This window comes from Psychrobacter sp. 1U1, from assembly GCF_051847535.1.
In the GTDB taxonomy this organism is placed as follows: domain Bacteria; phylum Pseudomonadota; class Gammaproteobacteria; order Pseudomonadales; family Moraxellaceae; genus Psychrobacter; species Psychrobacter saeujeotis.
The window spans coordinates 1-20313 of sequence record NZ_JBPYDD010000012.1 but is presented as its reverse complement, the minus strand read 5'-3'; the positions used below and the strand labels follow the sequence as shown (position 1 = coordinate 20313).

Below are 20313 nucleotides of genomic sequence, written 5' to 3'. Positions count from 1 at the left end.
GGCTTATTCCTCATCTACGCCGTATTGTTTATCCAACTTATTCATACGCCAAGCGTAGAAGAAAATTAAGATAATGAATATACCAATGGATCCTTGCTGCGCAAACCAGAAGCCTAAGTCAGCACCACCGAATTGAATTCCTGCAAGTAGCGGACGTAATAAAATAGCAAAGCCATAAGAACATAGAGCCCAGATAACAAGGCTACCTAAGATGAGACGGACATTGGCACGCCAATAACCGGATGGGTCGTTGTGGTTTTCCATAGGACAACTCCTTTTGCCTGACATAAATACAAGACTAATAATTGAGTTTTAATAAGTCATTATGGTTTAGCATATACTGTCTAAAGCTGTATCGTTTATAGCGAAAGAATAGAGCCACAGGGTACAAAAAACTAAAACAGAATGACCAATCAATATTATTAATCAAAAATTACCAACAACATGGATAAGCTTGAGGCGATTTCTTGTAACACTAAAATCTTATAAAGATATAATCACTGGTGCAATATCGCTGACAATGTAACGTAGCAACGTATCTTAGAGAACAGCGTAATTTAAAAATTCAAAGGAGGTTTATATAAATTAACACTCCGTCGTTTTTATCCAACCTTTTGAATATTCTGTTTGTTAAACTCTATTTGACTTGTATCTGAGGTAGATAAAGTTAACAATACAAATTTGATCATAAATAAGTTTATTATTGATTAAACAACATCACTGTAATCGTTATTTTTACACATATGTTTTACACTTGCCAAAACTAAAAATGTATATAAGAATTATAGACAACTACAAAATCTGTACATCTGTTATAAAAGTCAAATAACAATATTGTTATTATTAAACTGGTTAGTCATAAACTTATTAGGAATATATACAATATTTACTCAATTAACAATAATTAAATGTAAATTACTTATTGTAACTAAATGTTTATTTAGCAGAAACTTAATATTAATTATGGTGCTGATTGGAACAAAAACGATTTCTCAACTATCGTTTTAGACTGAAAAATAGTAAATTTCCTTGTTATCTTAATGGTTATATTCACTTTCCGCCATTTATTTTATAAAAAAATTAACGTAAGTAGTAACGTAGGTTGATAGGGGGCACGCGAATAATGATAATTTGACTAAATTCTTTGTATATTTAAGAGAATTATGTTGGTTTAAGCTTATTGCCTTCTAGTCGGTTAGAGTAAAAGAGCCAAAACACTCATAGTGAGTTAAAATATAGATACAGGAATGTTCGGTTTGGTTACAGCCAATGTAATCATATAAGGCATTTTAAGAAAAGATCGAAGATAACCTTCGTAGTAACGGTTACTGATGGCGTTGCGCTCTGGCTTTAAAGACAGCGCTAACTACAAAACCATCGGACAAACAATATAAGCTTATGATGCAGTTTACAGCATCACTAATATATGAAATGAAGGTGAAAGTATGGGCGAAGGGATAGCAAGTTGGTTTAACAATATCGTAAATTACGGTGTTAGTATCATTTGGGGTAATAACGATTGGTTAATTGTTAATAACCCTTGGTACGGATTATTAATGTTCGTATTAATTGGTGCAGGTCTTTATTTTACAGTGGTCACACGCTTTATTCAGTTCCGCCATTTTGGACATATGTGGAAACTATTACGTGTGTCTAATCAAGGCCGCAAAGATGGTGGTATCAGCTCGTTTGAAGCTTTGATGACCTCTCTTGCTGCACGGGTTGGTACGGGTAATTTGGCAGGGGTCGCGATAGCCATTTATCTTGGCGGGCCTGGGGCTGTGTTTTGGATGTGGATGACTGCAATCGTTGGTATGTCGACCAGTTTTATCGAGTCGACTTTAGCGCAAGCATACAAAGTACCTCATAGCGATAACGTGTACCGAGGCGGACCCGCTTACTATATCGAAAAAGGCTTAGGTAAACGCTGGCTTGCGATATTTTTCTCCATATGCTTGCTCGTTGCGTTTGGTTTGGCTTTTAATGGTGTTCAATCAAATACTATCGCACAGGCAACCAACGAAGCATTTGGTATTCCTACGTGGATGACGGGCGTAGTATTGGTGGTATTGGTCGCACCAGTAGTCTTTGGTGGATTACGTTCGGTCGCGCGTATTGCAGGTAAAATTGTCCCAGTAATGGCCATTTTATATATATTATTAGCGCTATTTATTATCGTCACTAACTTTAGTCAATTTCCATCTGCTATCGCATTTATTGTCAAGTCCGCATTCGGTTTTGAGCAAGCAGCAGGCGGTGTCATTGGTTATGGTATTGCTCAGGCAATGATTAACGGTATCAAGCGTGGTCTTTTCTCCAACGAAGCCGGTATGGGTTCAGCACCTAATGCTGCGGCAACTGCTAAAAGTTATCCAGATCATCCAGCGGTGCAAGGCTTTATGCAAATGCTAGGTGTCTTTATGGATACATTGATTATTTGTACTGCCACAGCCTCCATCATTATTCTGTCAGGTGTGGTTGATCCAAACGTTGAACAAGAAGGTATTCAGCTAACGCAGTTGGCTTTATCACAGTATGTTGGTGATCTGGGTGTTATATTCGTTGCTATTGCTATTTTCTTTTTCTCATTCACCTCTATCATTGCTAATTACAGTTATGGTGAGTCTAATCTTGAGTTTATCTCTGGTGCCAAAAACGCCAAAGTTATGATTATGATTTTCCGCTTTATGGTATTAGGGATGGTGTTCATCGGTGCCATCGCAAGTCTACCTGCGATATGGAACTTTGCTGATTTATCTATGGGGCTTATGGCCTTAACCAACTTAACAGCCATTCTAATCCTATCACCTGTGGCACTTAGAATATTACGTGACTATGAACGTCAAGTAAAAGAAGGCAAAACTGGAGACCAAATCAAATTTGACCCTGATGACTTTGTTAAGTTGAAAGATGAGGCAAATCGTGATGCTTGGACCGACTAAGCTTTATTTTAATAATTAGATAGATAAGTATAAAAAACCGCCCTTAACGATAAGGGCGGTTTTTATTGGAAAGTAGCTAGCTGTTTATAATGAAAATTATCTAAAACATGATTTACATGTTTGGATAGTTAGGACCGCCGCCGCCTTCTGGCGTTACCCATGTAATGTTCTGTGACGGATCTTTAATATCACAAGTTTTACAGTGGACACAGTTTTGCGCGTTGATAACAAACTTTGCGCCTTCAGCGTCTTTTGTCACTTCATAAACACCAGCTGGGCAGTATAAACGTGCAGGTTCAGCATACAACGGTAAATTAATAGACACAGGTACTGTCGGATCTGTCAGTTTCAAGTGTGTGGGCTGGTTTTCTGCATGATTGGTGTTGGAGATAAATACTGAAGACAATTTATCAAAGACCAGTTTACCATCAGGTTTAGGATATACGGGCTGATATGCATGAGCTGCACGCTCTAGCTGATCGTAATCCTTTAAATTATCATGAATAGTCAATGGCATTTTGCCACGTAGGATATTTTGTTCGATGAAGTTAAAGGCACCACCCATCCATTGGCCCATACGGTGCATCGCAGGCGCGAAGTTACGTGCTTCATAATTATCTTCATAAAGCCATGATTCTTTGTACATCGTGCTGTATGCCACCACATCATCATGCTGACGATCGGCTTGTAGTGCTTCAAAGATGGCTTCAGCTGCAAGCATGCCTGACTTCATTGAAGTATGTGTGCCCTTGATTTTTGCTGGATTCAAAAACCCTGCATCATCACCCACAAGTACCCCACCTGGGAAAGTGAATTTTGGTAAAGAGTTTAGACCGCCTTTGGTCAAAGCGCGCGCACCATAAGAGACGCGTTTACCATCTTCTAGGATATTGCGAATAAGCGGATGTAACTTTAGGCGTTGCATTTCATCAAACGGTGACATGTATGGATTAGAATACGATAAGTCAATCACCATACCAAAGCTAACTTGATTGTTTTCGTCGAAATATAACCACCAGCCGCCTGTCGACCCCGTGTCAGTTAAAGGCCAACCTGAGCCATGCATGACCACACCCTGCTCATGTTTATCTGGTGCAATTTCCCATAGCTCTTTTAGACCGATACCATAATGCTGCGGATCAGAGTCTTTATCTAGGCTAAAACGGCTAATTAAGCGTTTGCCAAGGTGACCACGACAACCTTCAGCAAAAATAGTATATTTTGCCAGTAATTCATAACCTGGCTCAAAACTGGCTTTGGCTTCACCATCGGCGGCTACGCCCATATCACCGGTCAAGATACCTTTTACTGACCCATCATCGTTGTATAAAATATCAGAAGCTGGGAAGCCTGGGAACATCATAACTTCCAGCTCTTCTGCCTGCTCAGCAAGCCAGCGTACAACATTGGCCAATGAGACAATATAGTTGCCTTCGTTATGCATACTGGCTGGTACGATTGAGTCCATCAGCTTGGTACTTTTAGTCTCAGAACCTAGCATGTAAACACGGTCTTCGATAGCCGGCACGTTTAAAGGCGCGCCTTTAGCTTTCCAATCAGGTATCAATTCGTCCAAAGCACGTGGCTCAATCACCGCACCTGATAACGTATGTGCGCCAAACTCAGAGCCTTTTTCGACAACACATACCATAAATTCGTCATTGCCTGCTTCAATGGCAAGCTGACGTAAGCGAATAGCCGCAGACAGACCTGCAGGACCGCCGCCGACGATAATAACGTCGAACTCCATCGATTCGCGCTCAATTTCAGGCTCTACTGGTTCAGGCTCAGGTGCTGTATCAGCAGGTGCTTTATCAACAAGGTTGTCTTCAGCGGCTTCTTCTTTGGTAACTTCTTCAGTGACAGCAGCCTCAGTTGACGCTTTTTCAGCAGAGTTGTCTTCTACATTGTCTTGTGTATTTTCTGGCGATTCTGTCGTGGATGTATCTACAGTACTTGGTGCGTCAGTATTAACGATATCAGCATCAATGACTGGCGTTTGTTTATCTTGCTCTTGCATACCTACTCCTAAACTCTATAGTGGCTTATCTCTGGGTATCACGTTCGCACTTAAATAATATGCTTGCGACACAAGTACCTCTCAGACATATGGCTGCCCGATAAAAACTGTCTTTGCGGCTTTAATCGACAATATCTTCATTGAGATCATATTAATGAACAACATAATAAAGGACAATCAAAACGACATAATTATCGTCATTTTAATAAAATTCGTTACTCATTATAAAAGAAAAGTCCTATAAACACGATACGCATTTATAGATATCAGTGTTAAGGTAAGACTAATACGATGAGCATCTAAAGTCTAATCGTTTTATCATACCCGAAACTATAATTAATAATAGTGCTGTCGTTATCAAACTTTGATGAATATTAGGAAACAATGCTATGAGCAGTAACACGATTAATGAGACTAGTGATATAGACATGACAGCTATTGATGATAGTAAAGGTAGTAAGGATAGTGGGCAGAGCTCTCAAAGTCTAAACAACTTAGACTCTCTAAGCCACTATCTAAAATCATCCGCTGGTACTCGTCAAGGACGTTCTATACCTCCGCTTGATAAATGGCAACCAGAGCAAACGATAGATATGGATCTAGTCATCAAAGCCAATGGAGAATGGTGGCATGAAGGGGTCATGGTGACCCGGCAGTCATTGATCAGCTTGTTTGCTACCGTCTTATGGAAAGAACAAACCAACAGTACTACTGAGTATTTTTTAAAAACCCCAGTCCAAAAGTTACGTATTCAGGTCGAAGATGTCCCATTATTGATTAATGATGTAGGTATCGTGACTGAAGAGGGGGTAAGTTGGTTAGAGTTTACAACGACGACAGGTGATGTGGTGCGTTTGGATAACGAGCATCCGATTGAGCTGCGTTTATACAAACCAAGCACACCGCAAAAAGAAACTGCAAAAGAGCAAGTGCGCCCTTATATGCTTGTCCGCAATGGTTTAACGGCATTGATTGGCCGTAATACATTTTATCATCTCACAGAAATTGGTCAGTTGACAGAGCAAAACGATGAAGTGATACTGACCTTACAGAGTGGGGGACAGTCTTATCAGTTACTCATGCCTGATAATTAATTTTTACTCATTATAAACATGGATTACCGATTGGGTGCGTCAGACGTTGGTATGCTTTAAAATAAGTCTTTTATCAAACAACATGGCAATACATACATTGTGAATCAACATATAAATCTTGCTAAGCTCGCTCTACACCATGATAGTAGTACTAAGCTATGAGTACTGTTGATGCTGTTTTGCCTTCAGTGACAAATAGACTTGTTACCAACGCTAAAGACATATCGGTCAATTCAACCAACTATAAATGTGGTATGAAGGGCGAAAACGACTCAGCGCCGATTGGTCTTTTCGACTCAGGTGTGGGCGGGCTATCAGTTTATCTGCATTTAGCGCAGCAACTACCAGCCGAACACTATATCTATTATGCCGATACATTACATGTACCCTACGGCAATCGTGAGAGTCAAGATATTGAAAAACTAACGCTAGTAGCAGTAGAATGGCTGTACCAAAGAGGCTGTAAGTTGATCGTTATCGCTTGTAATAGTGCGTCTGCACACGGATTAGAGGCCGCGCGTCGACATTATCCAAACCTTCCTATCGTGGGTTTAGTCCCAGCACTCAAACCTGCTGTCATAGCCAGCAACAGTGGTCATGTGGCCGTACTGGCCACCAAAGCCACCTTAGATGGGACGTTACTCAATCAAGTCATTACTGATATAGCGATCCCTAGCGGAACTCAAGTAACCAAATACTTTGATCCGCAATTGGTGCCATGGGTAGAGTCTGGTATGACAGAGACGTCTGAGGTCGCGCAGCGTTTACGTCAGCAGCTACGACACTTTGCACATGCTAAGGTAGATTATTTGGTATTAGGATGTACGCATTATCCTTTTTTCAAAGATTTTTTGATTCATGAGATCAAAGCCCAACAGTTTGCCATACAGGTAGTAGACTCAGGACAAGCGATTGCCACGCGTGTCCAGTCTTTACTCGCTGAAAAAAAGCTATTGGCTCAAAAATCTTTAGTGGCGACTTGTCATAACAGGCCGCCATTGGTTTTTTATGCAACCAAACATGATGAAAGGCTAGATAAGTTGGTGTCGTGTCTTTTAGGTGAGCATATACAAATACAGTATATACTTTAACTGTTAAACCAATTGTTTAAATGTGCTTTTCTGACAGTTCAAGATATTTAGCAGTTTGATATACTATCGTTACTAGAATAATTGCCACAAATCAATCACAAATCGTCCATACTTTGCTAAGATTGTGCTAAGTTTATATTTATAAAGCCTGCATGTTTGGGCACTTTTTTATGTCATTATTATCACTGTCGTTGTAGGGGTTATATTGCAAAGTCGTCGCTATCACGTCCATATAATATGCGTAGCTCATGAGCAACCGTTGGTACTAGACGGTTTGGCAGTGTTTTTTCAATCTCGTGCGTTCTTGACCTATGACGTCTCACCTAGACTGCCGCAAGCTTCTTTATATGGCCGACAATCTGTTGACGCTTGTGATTACGCGATCGTCGTTATCGGTGACAGCTATGGTACAACACAAAATCTAGGTGTTAGCCAAATGCATCTGAGTTATCTAAGTGCAAGGGCCAAGCTAAAACCTATGTTTGTGCTAGTTAAATCTCAAACTCGCTCTGTCGATGTGGGTCGTCAATTACACGACTTTACCCGCTTGGTGGAGCAACAAGTAGAAGACATCTATTATTATGATGACAATACCAATATTGACGAGCTTCTTAAAATCGCTTATGACAATATAACTGCCGAATTAAATGGGGTACCAAGCCGGACAACAATAGATCGTAGTACCAAAGATTCTATCACTCAGAGTCATGTGACGCCGCGTGACTTTGGGTCAACATCGAGCACTTTTACTAAGGTAAGTCGTAAGCCTCGTGATGATGATAATCTCGATAGCCAATCAGATGAAAGTATTGATGCAACGGATAACATCACACAATCCATTGATTTATCAGAAAAATTTGACATGCAGTACAGTGCTCAAGCCTACGAAGGTGGTAACTTAACTGATATCACAATGTCAACGAGCCTGACTTGGGAGCAAATATTACATGCGCTGGCACGCATGCCTGGAACCTTTTCAAATCATGGTTTGCAAGGTTGTCTAAATCGTCTAATTACCATTAAGGCAGACAAAGACATTAAAAAAATGATGCCTAATGTCCATGCAGTTTCACGCTGCCAAATTGCTCAAAATGATTTGAATAAGTTACAAAGCCTATTGGTGGCTGCTAATTGGATTCAGTTGACAGCGTCCGGTGCAAAGGCATCACAAGAGTTATGGAAAATGACTTTTTATGCCAAAAAAATATATAAAGATAGCAATATGTGAGTACACTAAGGTTTATATGGGTTAGGGCGCAATCATCACGTCATCGTCTAGATTTATTCATGATCATAAATAGGTAGAAGTAACAAACAAACTGTATTTTGCCACAACGATAATAGGCTACGTTTTGTAATACAAAGCATACGAGGCAGTAGTTGTTAATCTATCATAGACTAGCGATAATAAGACAGTAGATAAAGTATATGCTACTAAATAAATGAATGTAGATAATATTTATAAATATAAAAACTTATAAAAATATTTTATTAAGCATAATTTTGAATACTGAACCAGATATTTTAAACCATTAAAGGAGAGCGTAATGACTACTGGCAAACATGATGATTTAACTCATGAACTCGACGGCCTTGAAAAAGCCATGCACGATGCTGATCAGTTTCGCACACTAGAAGAGCAAGTGGCAGATATGAAGCGTCGTGGTATTGACCCTACAAAAGCTTATAAAGATTTAGATAGAAAAGCTGAAGATGAGGATTGGGGCGATGCAACTTGGAAAGAAAACGGTAAGTGGGAGCCTAAGACACCAGCTGATTTAGATGACAAAGCTCGTGAAGAGTGGGGCGGCGACAATGGCAAACCAAACCCTCCCCCTATTGTTTAAATCCTCCTAAGTATCTACTTTATTGACAGAGGTTTTAAAATAGCCTAATAAATCAGCAAAGAAAAAGCCACGTTAGGTATAGCGTGGCTTTTTTTTGACTTGCTATTGCAACCTCTATAGCTACGACCCTTCATCAACTCTGATTAAACGAGTTACGCCATCATTACCAACTACGCGGCGATAACGAATGTTGCTTGAAGGTTGATTTGGTGACGCATACGAAGGCGTGCTTGGCGTAATCGTCGTTTGCTGTTGGATCAGTTGACCCATACGATCAGCAGATGCTGGTGTTAGAGGCCTACTATTTGCGGGCTGACCATAGTGGTTGCTCTCTTGAACCCTATGAGAAGTAGTATTACCCATAATCAAACGATGGAATTTTTGTCCTGCACGGCCATCAGCTGGAAAAATACCACGACTGGTTTGATATTGCTGAATAGCAGTACGCGTATTATCACCGATGATGCCATCGACACCGCCAATATCGTAACCTGCGTTTAACAATGCTTGCTGGATATCTTTGGCTTGTTGACGGCTGATACCTGGGTCATCCGTCGGCCATGCGGTAATGAAGTCAGTTTTGCTACTGTCCTCTTTAGTGATTAAGTCTGATAAATGGGCAATCGCAAGCGCATAGTTTTCTGAGGCATTATATGAGTAAAACGTATCGAAGTTTTTACCCACTAAAAAAGCAGGACCATCCTTGCCAGCAGGCAGTAATAAGCCAGCACGATTCAAGTCATAGGGTAGCGGACGACCGTTAGTAAGGGTTAAGCCTTGATTACGCCAGTGGCTCATCGATTTTTTATCTTTGCGATTGGATGCTGCCCAATAACCATCGGGAAGTTTGACTTCATAACCCCAAGGTTCGCCTGTGCGGTAGCCACGATTGTCCAAGAAGTTGGCGGTAGAGGCCAGCGCATCGGGTACGTTATTGACCAAGTCGCGGCGACCATCACCATCAAAATCCACTGCCAACTCTAAAAAGGTGCTCGGCATAAACTGTGTCTGCCCAAAAGCGCCTGCCCATGATCCAGTCATATCACTTGGTGCAATATCACCGCGTTGTACGATTTTGAGCGCATTAGCAAACTCGCCCTGAAAGTAGCTTTGGCGACGATCAAAACAAGATAAAGTTGCTAACGACTCGAACAATGGTTTTTTGCCTAAGGTCTGTCCAAAGTTGGATTCTACGCCCCATACACCTAGTACATGCTCAGCTTTTACGCCATAACGCGACTCGATTTGACGTAGTGTATCCGACCACTGACGCTTGGCGCGAATACCCTCTTCTACGCGCTCCTTGTCCACTAACGCTGACAAATAATCCCAAACGTCTTTTTGAAATTCTGGTTGATAGTTAAGCGACTGAATGACGCTCGGATCAGGCGCGCTTGGACGATAGTTATTAAAAGTATAACTGTCCACCCCGCGGAACTTACTCGAATTTTTTAAATTATCCAAACATTGCTGAAATTCACTATTAGATAAGTAGGGGGCATCAGGTTTGGCTGCTTGTGAAGTGCTGGCAAGGCTTAAGCCAATTGCAGCGGTTAACAAAGAGAGAGTAGAGAGCTTATTCAAACGCATGAAAGTATCCTATAAAATTTAAAGAGGCTATCAAAAAAGATAGGTAAAAAGGGATAGTCAAAAGAGCGACTAAGAAGAAAAACAAGAAAATATGAGGTGACAATAGTGCATTATAATAGCAGGTTTTAGAGTAACCAATATTACTAGTAAAGAAAAAGTATTGAAGCCTGAAGGTTATAAATAACTACTATATAAGTGGACGAAGGGATAAGGCTAGAGTTATCGTCTATATAATAATGGCAAACACTATAGCTTTTAAATTGGCTCATGTTCTATGTATGTCCAAAACTAATCAATCACTCAAAACCTCATTCAACTCGTCAATAAAACTGCGAATACGCTCAGCATTTGTGCCCAAATCGCTACCGCCAACCCGTGATTTACTGCGAATATCGACCAGATGTTCGCCACCTTTGTCAGTTACCCGTATGACGATATCATCTTTAAAACCAAACCACATCGTCGAATCGGTTGCCTCAACGATACCAGTGCTAGCATCAACATTTACCAAATCCCAGCCCAAGTTATCAGCGGCTTGTTCGGTAGCTTTTATTAGTTCAGACTTTGATTGCGTATAAGTTAAGGTTTGCAGTTCAGGATAAGCGTTGCGTTGTTGCTCTGCGGTCTCTTCACCAGCATATTCAACTGGGTTTGGTGCATCAGCGCGTAGTGGGGCAATAGCCACAAATTCAGGTGGGTTAATCAAATCGGTCGAAATATCATGGATAGGCGGTACGCTTTTGGCAGTATTCATCATGCTAAGCGGAGTAATAATAGCCACCGCAGAAAGTACGACTGCCGTGAGGGCACTACTAAGTCTGACCGTATCACGTTTAAAGAATACTTGTATACCTAGCAGGATAAGGGCAGCGATACCAGCGAACATGCCAAATTTAAACCCTGCAAAGGCAGTACCTAGGTCAACGACACCGTATTTATAAAGCGGACCTGGTAATGCGACCAGCGAAAAGGCGATTAAGCTTACGAGACTAACTATAATTTTCATCAGGTTTCTCCGTTATGATTGAATCATTGCTTAACTACTATTTCGTCGTTAGAGATAGTTAATCTTGTTTATTATTTAATAGCCAAACATGCTCGGTCACTGTCATCTCAGGATTGGCATTTAAGGTGGCAGGTTCACCTTCAAGCTCGGCTATTTGATAGTGATCACTATAATACTGCTGGATTTGATCATGACTAATTGAGAACGGCGGGCCTGCCCATTCATTTTGATCATAGTTTAAGGTAAGTAACAGTTGAGATGCGTGATGGCTGAGCTGCTGAATCTGATCGCTATATTTTGGACGCGTATCAGCGGGTAGGGCGATTAAAGCAGCTCTATCATAAACTGCATCGATATCACCGATATCATCAGCGGCCAGTGCAAAAATATCAGCAACCCATAACGTGATGGTTTGTTCTGCAAGCTGACCTTGATAATATTTGATCGCTGGATTATCCGCATGCTGATGTACCGTAGGGAAGATATTTTGTTCAGCAAAGAATTCTTGTACGGCTGTCTCAACCAATTCAACCCCGACCACATCATGGCCATGCTCTGCTAGCCATACCATATCAATAGACTTGCCACATAATGGAACCAGTACACGACTACCAGCAGGTAAGTTTAAATGGTTAAAGTATTTTATGAGTAATGGATTAACTTCAGACTGATGAAAGCCAATACGACCTTCTTGCCAACGCGATTGCCAGAATTCTGAGTTCATATAACTACCCCAAAAAGATTAATGTCCTAAAAATATCAATGTGCTAAATATTTATCGTTACCAACTATCATACCGCTAAATGCAATAAAAAAGCCAAGCGTATTAACCCTTGGCTTTTAAAGCTTACAAGATGGCTGCCAGTATTTAGCTCACCATGTATTTACTGAATTCTTTACGTAGTTTTGCAAGCTTTGGTGGTATTGCAAAGTTGCAATAGGCCTGTCCTGGGTTTCTATTAAAGAAGTCTTGATGTGCCTCTTCCGCTTGATAGAATTCAACAGCAGGATGTACTTCTGTGACGACATTGACGCCCATATCGCGCAGTTTATTAATGGTACGGTCGACGGTTGGTTTTTGATCCTCGTCAGTATAGAACACCACGCTGCGGTACTGGCTACCGACGTCATTGCCTTGACGATCCATTGTAGTGGGATCATGGGTGGCAAAAAACACATCGAGTATTACTTCTAACGGTACGATAGATTCATCAAACTCAACTTTGATAACTTCAACGTGTCCTGTATCGCCACCGCAGACCGCTTCATAGTTGGCAGATACCGCATCGCCGCCCATGTAGCCTGACACGACAGATTGTACGCCTTTTACGGATAAAAATACTGATTCGGTGCACCAAAAGCAGCCACCGCCTAATATAATGGTTTGCATAATTTTTCCTATTATTATATCTGTTGTTATAAAGGTGAGCTAAGGTGTTTATTTGGTTGTAATACTTTCATTTTTCAATGATAGATTACCTTTGATAACTTATTGCTTACAATAATTTTTTAGCCTCAGCGCTTGCTAATCAGCTTAGCAGGCGAGCCAAACGCGATAAGTAACAAACAGTAATGTTATAATGGGCTTTTGCTACGTTAGTCTGCTCTGGAACAATGACATCTGTCTTATATAATCAATGAGATATAACATCTGTTCCTTAACAGCCAAATGCTACTGAGATAAACTTTCTTTTCATGCTGCTCTGCCTAGAGGCTGCGAAAAATCCATCTTAATAGTATTTTTTCGGTTTTAAAGAGAATTGACTAAAGCATTAATCGAATTTGCTGAATAATTCCTAAGCAAAGTTCCATTGTTAAAAACCAAAAATGAGCCACCCCATGAGCCAACCCAAGCCTGCTATCAAACATGACACCTTATTTGATAAACCGTTTACCACGCCACTCGATAAAGCGGCGCGTTTTTCTTTCGATGAGCAAGTAGTGGCGTGCTTCCCCGATATGATTCGCCGCAGTGTCCCTGGTTATGGTCAAGTGTTGGCGATGCTGCCCATATTTGCCCGTCGTCATTGTAAATATCGTCAACAGAGCGATAGTGGTCAGCGTGTCAGCCGAATTTATGATTTGGGCTGCTCACTTGGCGCAGCGAGCATGACGCTGGCGGGCGAGTTTGAGCCGCAAGATTTGCAGATTAAAGCGATAGATATCTCACCAGCGATGACAACTGAAGCGACTACTTTACTTAAGGATAATTATCCTGAGCACGATATTGAAGTCATCACCGCCGATATTCGCAACGTCAAGCTTGAGCCATGTGACATGGTGATTTTAAACTTAACCTTACAGTTTTTACCCGCAGCCGATAGAGTAGCGGTATTAGAGAATATCTATAACGCGCTGAGCGAGGGCGGCATACTGGTGCTGACCGAAAAAACCCATGCTTTTGATGAGCAGTACGATGCGTGGTTGGTTGAGCGTTATTATGACTTTAAACGTGCCAACGGTTATACCGAGATGGAGATCAGTGGCAAACGTAATGCGCTAGAAAACGTCCTCATTACCGATACCTTAGATGAGCATCATCAGCGTCTGGCACAAGTTGGTTTTCAGCGTCATCTGACGTGGTTTCAGTTTTTGAACTTTGTGTCGATTGTGGCGTTTAAATAAAAACCATTCTTGGCAATACCGTCTTTTACAGTATCCTTTGATTAACATGGTAATCCGCTTTTATGCTTAACGACACTATTCTCCACGCCGAACGCGAACTATATCTAACACTACTGGAGCTGGCGCAGCAGCAGCCAAGCGCTTATGAGTGGCTCAAGCAATTACCAACATGGCTGGGTGATATAAAAGACAAAGCCAACTATGCGCACGCGCCTGCTTACCAAGCATCGGTGGCGCGTTTACCAGAACTAACTGTCAATAATGTCGATCTAGACAGTGATGTATTGACGATTGAGGCGAATCTTAGTGAGTCTCAGCGCAAACAAACAACGGCATTGCTCAAGCAGCTGATGCCATGGCGTAAAGGGCCTTTTCAAATTGGCGGTCAGATTGGCGATGATGAGTCAGGTATTAAGATTGATACTGAGTGGCACAGTGATTGGAAATGGCAGCGGGTCGCACCGCATCTGGGCACGTTAAAAGGTCGGCGCGTATTGGATGTAGGTGGCGGCTCTGGCTATCACGGTTGGCGTATGGCAGGGGCAGGGGCAGATACAGTCATTATCGTAGATCCGTCATGTCTGTTTTATCATCAGTTTATGGCGATTCGTCATTTCGTTGGTACGGCAGACGCTCATGAGACAGGCCGCTACCGTACCCATTATATTCCTGTACCACTTGAGGCCTTGCCTGCCATTAGCGACCAAGGCAGTCAGCTATTTGATACGGTATTTAGCATGGGTGTGCTTTATCATCGTCAATCACCGTTTGAACATTTGCAACAGCTCAAAGGCCAACTGGTAAAAGGTGGCGAGCTAGTGCTTGAGACCTTGGTTATTGAAGGCGATGCCAATACCGTGCTGGTACCGCATGACCGTTATGCGCAGATGAATAACGTATATTTTTTACCATCGGTGGCGGCATTAATCGGTTGGTTAGAAAAGGCAGGATTCACTGACGTGCGTTGCGTCGATGTGGCAGTGACCTCGACTGAGGAGCAGCGCAAAACCGAATGGATGACGTATCATTCGTTAGCAGATTTCTTAGATCCCAATGATGCTACAAAGACTGTGGAAGGCTATCCTGCACCGATGCGTGCGACCATCATTGCCAAGAAATAGCCTGATTAAGAAATAATATAACCTCTGACGTGTAGCTTTTGGGGCTTAATTTGGTATTTTAAGGTGGGCTTACCGGTGTGATTATTCACTATGTATTGAGTCATGTTTCGTACTCATTGATAATCAAAGATTAAAGTAGCCATTTATCAAAGGCAACTTCCAATAAAATTTTGAGCACAAAGCCCATAAAACCTGCTCCTAGTGCTAAAAATATCCAAAAAGTACCTGCACGGCCCGCTTCGGACTTTTTAGTGATGTCCCAAACAATAAAGAATAAGAATGCGATAAATATAGGTAATAATACGTACAGTCCCCAACTGGTGACGGTACTAGCGGCAATAGCAAACATAGCATAATCCTATAAAGTGGTAATGTGCCCTCTATTTATATCTAAATTTTATAGCTTTTTTTATAATAATCGACCTAATGAACGCGTATTACCACTCATAATATGAGCGGTGATAAATAGAAGGCACGACAAATAAATAGAAGGGTACAATATAAACAGCTATTATAACGCGGAAATACATAGGTATAAACTACCGCTATGGATGAGGCAACAGGAACGCTACAATTGACATGACTGCTCCGTCAATACTACTGGTCAAGGTTACTTAACGCTTCACACTTAAATATAATATAAGCTGAACAATCAGGCTAACTTAGCCATTACAAGACCACTAAATAGACAAATGTACCAATTGATGATCTGCTTTAGTATAAGCATAAGATTTTAGCGCTAATTTCGGTGCAAATAGTGCAATAAAGTGCAAAGATTGTTATATTTACAGGTTACTTATTTTTTTATATTATTTTATTCCTTCAAATGTCGGGCGCTATTATAATAAGCAGTTATCGACTGCGCGCACCCTCCTATTTTATACTGTTTTTTGTTGTTTATTTAACTGAGTTAAAATCCCTATGTCACAAGCCCAAATCGATACGCTAGCATCACTATTTGATGATGCTATTCGCACCCTACAAGCAGATGGCACGTTGCCAAATGATTGGCAGAATAATAGTCAAATTACCCGTACTAAAGACCTTAGTCATGGTGATTTTGCCAGTAATATCGCGCTCACAGCCGCCAAAGCTGCTAAAGCCAATCCACGTCAATTGGCTGAAAAAATCGTCAATGCGCTACCTGACAATCAAAATATTCGACAGGTAGAAATTGCAGGCCCAGGATTCATTAATGTTTTCTTAAACGCCGAAGCTAAGTTTGCGGTATTAGATGATATCTTTAAACGACAAGAGCGCTTTGGTTTAAGCGATCAATTTGAAGGACAAAAAGTACAAGTTGAGTTTGTGTCGGCAAATCCAACATCAAGCTTGCATGTCGGTCATGGGCGCGGTGCAGCCTTTGGTATGAGTGTGGCAAACTTGCTTGAAGCAGTTGGTTATGACGTCACGCGTGAGTATTATGTCAATGATGCTGGTCGTCAAATGGATATTTTAGCGACCAGTACGTACTTGCGTTATTTGGAGGTCAATGGCGAGCAAATAACGTTCCCAGTCAACGGTTATCAAGGAGAGTATGTCCGTGATATCGCCCAAACATTAAAGACACAGCATGGTGATAGCTACGTACATAGCTTTGCCCAAGTCGCTAAAGAAGTAGTAGAAGATGCGCAGTTTGAGGTAAACGCTGATGGTGAAAAAACACTGCTATCAGGTGACAAAGAAGCGCATATTGATGGCTTGATTAACAATAGTAAAATCTTACTTGGTGCCAGCTATGAGCTGTTTTTGAATGCAGCGCTTAGTAGCATTTTGGCTGATATCAAAGATGATTTAAACGACTTTGGCGTACGCTATGAGTGCTGGTTTAGTGAGAGATCGATTGACAGCGAGATTGAGCCTGCTCTACAAGTATTAGATGAAAAAGGCTACTTGTACGAAAAAGACGGCAACATTTGGTTTAAATCGACTGATTTTGGTGACGAAAAAGATCGTGTGGTACGCCGTGCCAATGGTCAGACGACTTATTTTGCCTCTGATATCGCTTACCATAAGAACAAATTTGAGCGTGGTTTCGATAAGGTCATCAATGTTTGGGGTGCAGATCACCATGGATATGTACCGCGAGTAAAAGCAGCATTATTGGCGCTTGGTATCGACGCTGAACGTCTTGATGTAGTCCTCGTACAATTTGTGGCTCTATGGCGTGGCAGTGAAAAAGTGCAAATGTCATCACGTTCGGGTAAATTTGTCACTCTACGTGAGCTACGTCATGAAGTAGGTAATGACGCGGCACGTTTTTATTACGTGGCACGTAAGCCTGAAGTACACGTTGATTTTGATTTGGAGCTTGCCAAATCGCAAAGTAAGGACAATCAAGTTTATTATATTCAGTATGCACATGCACGTGTTTGCCGAGTATTGGAGAAGCTACAAAATAATGGGCTTGTGGTAAACGATACAATTGGTTTGGAGCATCAAAATCTGCTCACCGCTCCCAATGAAGATGAGCTTATTAAATTGCTGGCAGGATATCCTGCGACATTGTTACGATCTGCGACAGGTTACGAGCCTCATGTATTAACCAACTACCTAAAAGAGTTAGCAGCGTTGTTTCATGGCTGGTATGACAGCAATCGTATTTTGCCTGTGAGCTTAACGTCAGGTGAAACACCAACCCAAAGCGAGATTGATTTGATGCAAGCACGTTTGCGCCTATCTAAAGCGGTACGTCAAGTGTTGGCTAATGGGCTTAGTTTATTAGGATTGTCTGCACCGTCTAGCATGTAGTATAAGCGCAGACGACAAAGAGCAATAATTTGATTATGATAGATTCAGTAGGGAGATAAAGATCCATGCTAGCCAAAAAACCTAAAGGTGCGACAGAAAAGCGCAAAACAAGTAGCGTATCAGGCTTATTATGGATGTTAGTCGGGGCTATATTAACGCTTATGATAGGAGTGTTTTTATATCTTTCACCATTATTTGATTTTAGTCCTGCTGATAGCACTGCTGATTCTGATCCTGATCGGCAAGTGCAGCCGCGTGTTGAGACGGATACCGATAATAGCGATTATGAATTTTATGATATCTTGCCAAATCAAGAAATGGCTACTATTCCTGATGAAGACCTTAATCAGAACGGTCAACTAGGTGATTCAGGAGCGTTTGAACCTGATGTCGTGGTTACTCAACCTGAAGACAGCTCTAGCAGCCGTAATGATGACCCGGGCAACTTTGGTATTTCGGAAAGTACCACCATTGAGCCCAGTCGCGGCAACAATGCGGCCGATAATGATAGTGACAATGATATTGTTATTGTTGAAGAAGATGCGACCTACGACGGGACAACGCCTACTAGCAACAATGGCAACAGCAACTCTACCAACCGTGCCAATAACGCAAATTCGGGTACTGCTAGTATACAACCTGCCAAACCTGCGACCACTTATATTCTACAAATCAATAGCTTCGGTGACGCTGATGAAGCCGATCGCCGCCGCGCTCAAGTACTAATGGCTGGTGTTGACGCTAGAGTGGTAAAGAATACCACAGGTAACGGTTTGCCAATTTATCAAGTTATTTCGCGGCCGATGAATACTCGTCAAGCAGTGACCACTGCCCAGCAACGTCTACAGAATAACGGTATTGATTCAATTATCGTTGAGCAACGTCGTTAGATTGGATTACTTGCGAGTGTTTTTATAGTTTGTTACTGATTAAAAAGCGTCGCAATGACGCTTTTTTTATCTCTCGTTTTTATCGAATATATCTTCCCTAGCTGTTTTATTATATCTCTATTATCAAAACGTTCATAAAGAGTATGGCTATGACTGTATCTAACTTGGCACCACCTATCAGTATGATTAAAGCATTTTTTCAAAAATATTTTATTGATGCTTTTACTGGGATGGCTTTAGGACTATTTGTCACTCTAATTGCTGGTCTTATCATCTCGCAAATCGGTGGCTGGTTAGATATGCCCGCCCTTATCGCTGTCGGTAAGCTGGCTTCGATCTTGATGGGCGCTGGTATCGGCGTTGGTATTGCTTATTATCTTAAAGCACCGACGTTGGTCATGCTTAGCTGCTTAGTGGCAGGTATGCTTGGCGCTCATTCTGAAGCGCTAATGGCAGGAACGCTCTTTACGCCGCAAGTGGGTGGACCGGCGACCTTTGTCGCTTTGCCCGGTAATCCGATAGGCGCGTATTTGGCATCAGTATTTGCTTATCGCGCTGGGACATGGGTCGCGGGCAAAACAAAGCTTGATATCTTATTAGTACCGCTACTGGTCTGTGCAGTAGCATTAGCTGTTTGTGCATTACTTAATCCACCTATCGTCGCTGCTGTTGATGCTATTGGACAAGGTATCCAAGCGGCCACTGAGTTACAACCGTTATTAATGGGAATTGTCATTGCAGTCGTAGTTGGTATTTTATTGACGCTACCAACCTCAAGCGCAGCTATCTGTATCGCTATTGGTCTGGGCGGTTTGGCTGGCGGGGCGGCTGTCGTTGGCTGCGCGGCGCATATGATTGGCTTTGCCGTGGCGAGCTTCAAAGACAACGGCGTGAGCGGTGTGGTTTCTCAGGGTCTTGGCACGAGTATGCTACAAATCCCTAATGTACTAAGAAAGCCGTTAATACTATTGCCAGCCATTATCGCTAGCGCTATCGTTGGCCCTATCGCGACGGTAGGCTTTGGGCTTGCTTGTACGGCAACAGGCGCTGGGATGGGTACGGCGGGATTGGTCGGCGTATTTGGCGTCATTGAGGCATCAGAAGGGATTATGAGCATGGGTCAGTTATGGACAGCGATTATTTTATTAATGTTTGTACTACCAGCAGTGATTGCCGGTATCGTCGCTTATATGATGCGCCGTATGGGCTGGTTAGTTGCTGGTGATATGAAACTACCTTAAGCTTTATAAGCTTGAACACTTTTAATGCTTTTAATGCTTTTAATGCTTTTAATGCTTTTAATGCTTTTAATGCTTTTAATGCTTTTAATGCTTTT

General features: G+C 41.7%; 17 protein-coding genes. 10 read left to right on the top strand and 7 right to left on the bottom strand.

Annotated features, from left to right (window positions below; genetic code table 11):
* Positions 1–3: 3 nt before the first annotated feature.
* Positions 4–264, bottom strand: a complete 261-nt coding sequence (locus tag ACS8FB_RS13325; protein ID WP_299221704.1) for a DUF4212 domain-containing protein — start codon at positions 262–264, stop codon at positions 4–6.
* A gap of 1181 nt (positions 265–1445) precedes the next feature.
* On the opposite strand from ACS8FB_RS13325, the gene ACS8FB_RS13320 reads away from it, so the two are divergent.
* On the top strand, positions 1446–2942 hold the full coding sequence (locus ACS8FB_RS13320) for an alanine/glycine:cation symporter family protein (RefSeq protein WP_439263603.1): 1497 nt from the start codon (positions 1446–1448) through the stop codon (positions 2940–2942).
* Between the two features lie 112 nt (positions 2943–3054).
* Here ACS8FB_RS13320 and ACS8FB_RS13315 read toward each other — a convergent pair whose 3' ends face one another.
* Positions 3055–4692, bottom strand: a complete 1638-nt coding sequence (locus ACS8FB_RS13315) for an electron transfer flavoprotein-ubiquinone oxidoreductase (RefSeq protein ID WP_439263616.1) — start codon at positions 4690–4692, stop codon at positions 3055–3057.
* Positions 4693–5351: 659 nt separating this feature from the next.
* On the opposite strand from ACS8FB_RS13315, the gene ACS8FB_RS13310 reads away from it, so the two are divergent.
* From ACS8FB_RS13310 to ACS8FB_RS13295, 4 genes are all read left to right on the top strand, one after another.
* Positions 5352–6056: a DUF1285 domain-containing protein gene (locus ACS8FB_RS13310; RefSeq protein WP_439263600.1), complete on the top strand. Its 705-nt coding sequence runs from the start codon at positions 5352–5354 to the stop codon at positions 6054–6056.
* A gap of 254 nt (positions 6057–6310) precedes the next feature.
* Positions 6311–7147, top strand: a complete 837-nt coding sequence (murI, locus tag ACS8FB_RS13305; RefSeq protein WP_439263614.1) for a glutamate racemase — start codon at positions 6311–6313, stop codon at positions 7145–7147.
* Between the two features lie 205 nt (positions 7148–7352).
* Positions 7353–8375 (top strand): DUF4062 domain-containing protein, encoded by a 1023-nt coding sequence (locus ACS8FB_RS13300; RefSeq protein WP_439263599.1) that lies wholly within the window; start codon positions 7353–7355, stop codon positions 8373–8375.
* A gap of 319 nt (positions 8376–8694) precedes the next feature.
* Complete coding sequence (locus ACS8FB_RS13295) at positions 8695–8994, top strand: hypothetical protein (protein WP_058369554.1); 300 nt, start codon at positions 8695–8697, stop codon at positions 8992–8994.
* A 120-nt stretch (positions 8995–9114) separates the two neighbouring features.
* Here ACS8FB_RS13295 and ACS8FB_RS13290 read toward each other — a convergent pair whose 3' ends face one another.
* The 4 genes from ACS8FB_RS13290 to msrA all read right to left on the bottom strand — a co-directional run bounded on the left by ACS8FB_RS13290 (position 9115) and on the right by msrA (position 12980).
* Complete coding sequence (locus ACS8FB_RS13290; protein ID WP_439263596.1) at positions 9115–10584, bottom strand: lytic murein transglycosylase; 1470 nt, start codon at positions 10582–10584, stop codon at positions 9115–9117.
* Positions 10585–10876: 292 nt separating this feature from the next.
* The gene (locus ACS8FB_RS13285) at positions 10877–11590 is read right to left on the bottom strand and encodes a DUF1499 domain-containing protein (protein WP_439263594.1); all 714 of its coding nucleotides are present in this window, start codon (positions 11588–11590) and stop codon (positions 10877–10879) included.
* A 58-nt stretch (positions 11591–11648) separates the two neighbouring features.
* The gene (tmpT, locus tag ACS8FB_RS13280; protein WP_439263592.1) at positions 11649–12314 is read right to left on the bottom strand and encodes a thiopurine S-methyltransferase; all 666 of its coding nucleotides are present in this window, start codon (positions 12312–12314) and stop codon (positions 11649–11651) included.
* A 144-nt stretch (positions 12315–12458) separates the two neighbouring features.
* The gene (gene msrA, locus ACS8FB_RS13275) at positions 12459–12980 is read right to left on the bottom strand and encodes a peptide-methionine (S)-S-oxide reductase MsrA (protein ID WP_439263589.1); all 522 of its coding nucleotides are present in this window, start codon (positions 12978–12980) and stop codon (positions 12459–12461) included.
* Positions 12981–13417: 437 nt separating this feature from the next.
* Here msrA and cmoA point away from each other — a divergent pair, with 437 nt between their 5' ends.
* On the top strand, positions 13418–14215 hold the full coding sequence (cmoA, locus tag ACS8FB_RS13270; RefSeq protein ID WP_439263587.1) for a carboxy-S-adenosyl-L-methionine synthase CmoA: 798 nt from the start codon (positions 13418–13420) through the stop codon (positions 14213–14215).
* Between the two features lie 62 nt (positions 14216–14277).
* Positions 14278–15336 carry a tRNA 5-methoxyuridine(34)/uridine 5-oxyacetic acid(34) synthase CmoB gene (cmoB, locus tag ACS8FB_RS13265; protein WP_439263585.1) on the top strand — a complete coding sequence of 353 codons (1059 nt, stop codon included), beginning with the start codon at positions 14278–14280 and terminating at the stop codon, positions 15334–15336.
* Positions 15337–15466: 130 nt separating this feature from the next.
* On the opposite strand, the gene ACS8FB_RS13260 is transcribed toward cmoB, so the two are convergent.
* Positions 15467–15685, bottom strand: coding sequence for a DUF2788 domain-containing protein (locus ACS8FB_RS13260; RefSeq protein WP_058369544.1), 219 nt, complete (start codon positions 15683–15685; stop codon positions 15467–15469).
* Positions 15686–16257: 572 nt separating this feature from the next.
* On the opposite strand from ACS8FB_RS13260, the gene argS reads away from it, so the two are divergent.
* The 3 genes from argS to ACS8FB_RS13245 all read left to right on the top strand — a co-directional run bounded on the left by argS (position 16258) and on the right by ACS8FB_RS13245 (position 20218).
* A complete protein-coding gene (gene argS, locus ACS8FB_RS13255; RefSeq protein ID WP_439263582.1) occupies positions 16258–18087 on the top strand; it encodes an arginine--tRNA ligase in 1830 nt (609 codons plus the stop codon).
* Positions 18088–18152: 65 nt separating this feature from the next.
* A complete protein-coding gene (locus ACS8FB_RS13250) occupies positions 18153–18977 on the top strand; it encodes an SPOR domain-containing protein (protein WP_439263580.1) in 825 nt (274 codons plus the stop codon).
* Between the two features lie 149 nt (positions 18978–19126).
* Positions 19127–20218, top strand: a complete 1092-nt coding sequence (locus ACS8FB_RS13245; protein WP_439263578.1) for a PTS transporter subunit IIC — start codon at positions 19127–19129, stop codon at positions 20216–20218.
* Positions 20219–20313 lie beyond the last annotated feature (95 nt).